This window comes from Vibrio qingdaonensis, assembly GCF_026191675.1.
Taxonomy (GTDB): domain Bacteria; phylum Pseudomonadota; class Gammaproteobacteria; order Enterobacterales; family Vibrionaceae; genus Vibrio; species Vibrio qingdaonensis.
The window spans coordinates 1-4,319 of record NZ_JAKRRY010000080.1; the positions used below are offsets into that span (position 1 = coordinate 1).

The following is a 4,319-nucleotide window of genomic DNA, read 5'->3' on the forward strand; positions in this document are numbered from 1 at the left end:
CATGGAGCTTACCGAGCGTCCATCTAACACCGCTACCGACAACACCATCCTAGAGCCAGGCATGGTGATGACGCTTGAACCGGGCATGGTTTACGCACCGGGCAAATCTATGGTGCATGAAGAAAACATCGTCATCACCGAAAACGGCGCGGAATGGTTGTCTGAACGCGCGGCACCTGAACTGATCATCATCGACTAATTCAACTAATCATAACAATAAGCCAACGCATGATATCCATGACGTTGGCGCCCTACTAAGGACTGGAAAATGAACACAACAAAGAAAAATGTATTTTTAGGCTGGGTTGCCGCCATTGCGGTTGCCTGTATATGGGGTGTTACTGGTGTCGTATCCAAACCACTCTCTATGGCCGTCGACCCAATGACATTAGTTTTCTTCCGCTACGTCACTGCTGTGATTGGCCTCTCTATTATCTACATGTTTACGTCTCGTAGTAAAAGTCTAAGTGTTGACCTAGGGAAGTCTCTTAAAATCGAGAAAAAAGATTTTGCACGCATTGCACTGTGCGGCATTGTTGGTCAAGGCGTATTCTCGCTATTTAACTTTCTTTCGCTAGCGCACATCGGCGCAACGGAAAACGGGGTAATCCAAGGCATGCAGCCGTTTGCGACCGTTTTCTTTGGCATGATGTTCATGAACTTTAGAATGAACAAAATTCAATGGGGTGCCTTCATTGCATCGGCGCTTTGTATTTACGCAATGAGTGTAGGGCCAACCAATTCTATCGAAGGTGGTACCGCGTTATTAGGTTATGTCTATGTGACATGCTCAATGCTTGCACTGGCATGGACAGCACACCTTCGTGCCAGCCTTGCAGACAAGTATGGTTCAGTCGTTTCTATGCTTTACCAATACATTTCTGTCGCGGTGATGGGCGTGTTTGTTGTCATTGCGATGGGGCTCGACTTGTCGCAAATTTACATCATTTTCTCTAGCCCGCTACTTATAGGCCTGCTTATTTTCTTAGGTACTGGTATTTCAGGCGGTAGCTACCTAGTGCAACTCTATTCGTTCAAACAAATTGGCGTAGAAAAATCAACAATGGCATTAAACCTCATGCCACTGGTCGGCTACTTGGTTGCGGTTCTCACTCTAGGAGAAGAAATGGTTCTTAGTAAAACCATCATTGTTTCTCTTATTGTGGTTGCGCTTTACATCTTCACGAAATACGAAACAAAAGACACACCTGAAGAAACAATCACTCTTAAGACCCAAGAAGCAAAATAATTCATTACTTAACCAATGTTATACCGCAGGTGATTGATGACCAATCACCTGCAAATAGGAGAATGTAAATGTCTGTAGAATCTTCCGCAATTGAATGGCGCCGCCACCTACATCAGTACCCTGAGTTCGGTACTGAAGAGTTTAAAACCGCGGAGTTCGTTGCAAACAAACTAGAGGAATTTGGCCTAGAGGTGCACCGTAACATTGGTGGCACTGGCGTGTTAGGTATCCTTAAAAACGGTGATAGCACACGTTCAATCGGATTAAGAGCCGATATGGATGCCCTACGTATCCAAGAGCAAAATACCTTCTGTCACGCCTCTAAACATGAAGGCGCTATGCACGCCTGTGGCCATGACGGCCACACTGCCATGCTTTTAGGCGCGGCATGTGAGTTGGCACAATCGAAAAGCTTTGATGGCACGGTGTATTTCATTTTTCAGCCTGATGAAGAGCGAGGCACGGGCGCTAAAGCGATGATTGACGATGGTCTCTTTACTCGCTGGAATATGGACTCCATCTACGCCATGCATAATTTACCTGGTATTCCTGCTGGTAAATTTGTCACTCGTCCTAGCTCCATTATGGCTAGCGAAAGTAGTTTTGAAATTGTCGTCAAAGCAACCGGTGGTCACGCCGCACTTCCTCACATGGGCACCGACCCTATCGTTGTAGGCGCGCAAATTGTCACAGCACTGCAAACCATTGTGTCTAGAAACCTCAGCGCAATTAATGAAACAGCGGTAATTTCAGTCACCAACTTCGAAACCAATGGCACCGTGAATGTTATTCCTTCACAAGTCACGATCAGTGGTGATACGCGTAGCTTCACTGATGAAGCGTTACATAAGATTGAAGCGGCTATTGAACGTATTGTCGCAGGTCAATGTATGGCAGCAGGCGTTGACTATCAGTACACATTTAACAACAGCTTCCTTTCTACCATCAATTCGCCGGAAGAAACCGAGTATGCCATTAAGGCCGCTCAACAGGTGGTAGGCATAGAAAACGTCGATGGCGCTTGTGAACCATTCACCATCAGCGAAGACTTCTCGTTTATGCTTCGTGAAGTTAAGGGCTGCTACATTTTAGTGGGCAACGGAACTGGTGAATGCGGCGGAACCGCATTACACAATCCGCTTTACGACTTTAATGACGAGATTTTGGGTCATGGTATCCAATATTGGAAAGCACTCGTAGAAGGGCAGTTAAACGCGTAGTTACCCCCAAAAACACCAACTTCGCAAAGCTAACTTGCCCAATTAACAAACAAAAGAGTACGTCACGGCGTGCTCTTTTTTTGCTTAATAATAACTAGAGACATGAACAAAACAGCTCAATACTCACTATAGATTCAACATCTAAACTTAGAACCTTAAACTCAACACCTTAACCTCAAAACGTTAAGGCTTTTACTGCTTTTACTGCTTTTACTGCTTTTTAGCAGCCTAGCCAGTTTCCAATTCATCTACTTCGCTGCTTCAAACGTTCCGGTAGACGACAACACAATCGTGACCAGTCACACCACCAGTGCGCTTTCTTCTTCTTTCTAGTAAACAGTATGAAATGAAGATAAAGCGCCTTTCCTAAGCGCGTCGTCATACTCCTATTTATTTACCAGTAACCACTTACAGATAGAAGCTTCCTCAGCGCCTTTACATGTACTTGCTAATATCCCGTTGCTTTATGCAGACACAAAAAAAGCGCATCATCGATGCGCTTTTCATTGCTAAGATAGCCCGCCATAACCTACGATGCGGCGTACTCACCTTCCCATACGATACGACGGTAACGAGCGGGATTGGTGTCCCCTTCGGTACTAAACAGCAAAACCACTGACTCTGCATTTAGACCCACTTGCTCATCCAAACCCTGCGTATGCAGTTCACGTAATGCACCCAGCGTGATCGCCCCTGACTCGCCACTGATGATTTTAGGATCATCGCTAAGAGGGTTACCCAAAATGCGCATACCATTCGCGGACACACTGTCCTCTACCGAGACAAAATAACGGCTGCAATCACGCAGAACAGGCCACGTCACCGGGTTCGGCTCACCACACGCAAGACCTGCCATAATGGAGTTCAAATCACCACTCACGTTCACCATATCGCCTTCTGCGCTAGTGCCTGAGCGATAAATACAATCTGCTGCTGCAGGCTCTGCAATAATAGTATCAAAGGTATCGGCGCCTAACTTATCCGCTAAATAGCCCAAAACACCACCTGCCATTGCGCCAACACCCACTTGTAATACCACATGCGTCGGCATACCAAATTCAAGTGCCGCCGTTTGCTCAATCGCTTCATCCGCCATGGTCATGTAGCCTTGAGAAATCCACGTTGGGATTTCTTCATACCCTTCCCACGCCGTATCTTGTACCAGCATCCAATCATTTGCTTGCGCAGTTTCATTGGCAAGGCGCACGGTATCATCATAATTGACGTCGGTTACAATGCACTCCGCCCCTAAACCTTTAATGCGATCAACGCTGGCTTGCGCCGAGCCTTTTGGCATGTACACCACTGCATTTTGACCCATTTCACGCGCTGCCCACGCCACGCCAGTGCCGTGGTTTCCTGCGGTCGCCGTCGCAAACGTTAAAGGTGCCTCAAGCTTTGATGACACGGTTTTTAAGTCGATGTCAGCAATATCCACATTCAAGTGCTTGGCCAATTGACGACCTAGTGCGTAGGAGCCACCCAACACTTTGAATGCATTAAGACCAAAACGCTTAGATTCATCTTTCACCAACACCGCTTTCACACTTAACTGTTGTGCTAGGGCAGGTAAAGACACTAACGGTGTCGGCACGTAACCTTCAATTTTTTGGTGAAATTGACGCGCTTGAAACGCTTGTTCAGCAGAAAACAGGGCGCTGGTTTTTCCAGAATAGAATTTATTGTTGGCGAGTTTGAGCATGAGGGGTACCTAAAAGAAACAAAATGAGAAGAATAAAACAAGCCATCCAACGATTTATCAAAATATGAGAGGAAATGATAAATGCCGATGGCTCGTAGTTACTATGAATGACTATTTGATATACGCGATCGCTTCAACTTCAACCAAG

The 4,319-nt window shown here is 46.1% G+C and carries 4 protein-coding genes; 3 read left to right on the forward strand and 1 reads right to left on the reverse strand.

The features are described 5' to 3' along the window. The 3 genes from MD535_RS25035 to MD535_RS25045 form a co-directional block, all read left to right on the forward strand. Positions 1-199 (forward strand): M24 family metallopeptidase (locus MD535_RS25035; RefSeq protein WP_265676451.1); only part of this gene is annotated, 199 nt, incomplete at its 5' end. 69 nt (positions 200-268) lie between these two features. Beyond that, positions 269-1,249: a DMT family transporter gene (locus tag MD535_RS25040; protein WP_265677981.1), complete on the forward strand. Its 981-nt coding sequence runs from the start codon at positions 269-271 to the stop codon at positions 1,247-1,249. Between the two features lie 68 nt (positions 1,250-1,317). Next, complete coding sequence (locus tag MD535_RS25045; RefSeq protein WP_265677982.1) at positions 1,318-2,469, forward strand: M20 aminoacylase family protein; 1,152 nt, start codon at positions 1,318-1,320, stop codon at positions 2,467-2,469. A 529-nt stretch (positions 2,470-2,998) separates the two neighbouring features. On the opposite strand, the gene dpaL is transcribed toward MD535_RS25045, so the two are convergent. Continuing rightward, entirely contained in the window at positions 2,999-4,171 is a 1,173-nt protein-coding gene (gene dpaL, locus MD535_RS25050) for a diaminopropionate ammonia-lyase (protein WP_265677984.1), read from the reverse strand. Positions 4,172-4,319 lie beyond the last annotated feature (148 nt).

Excerpts from the sequence above, each read along its gene's own strand:
- MD535_RS25040 (WP_265677981.1), top strand. The coding sequence starts at position 269 with ATGAACACAACAAAGAAAAATGTATTTTTAGGCTGGGTTGCCGCCATT.
- MD535_RS25045 (WP_265677982.1), top strand. The coding sequence starts at position 1,318 with ATGTCTGTAGAATCTTCCGCAATTGAATGGCGCCGCCACCTACATCAG.
- dpaL (WP_265677984.1), bottom strand. The coding sequence starts at position 4,171 with ATGCTCAAACTCGCCAACAATAAATTCTATTCTGGAAAAACCAGCGCC.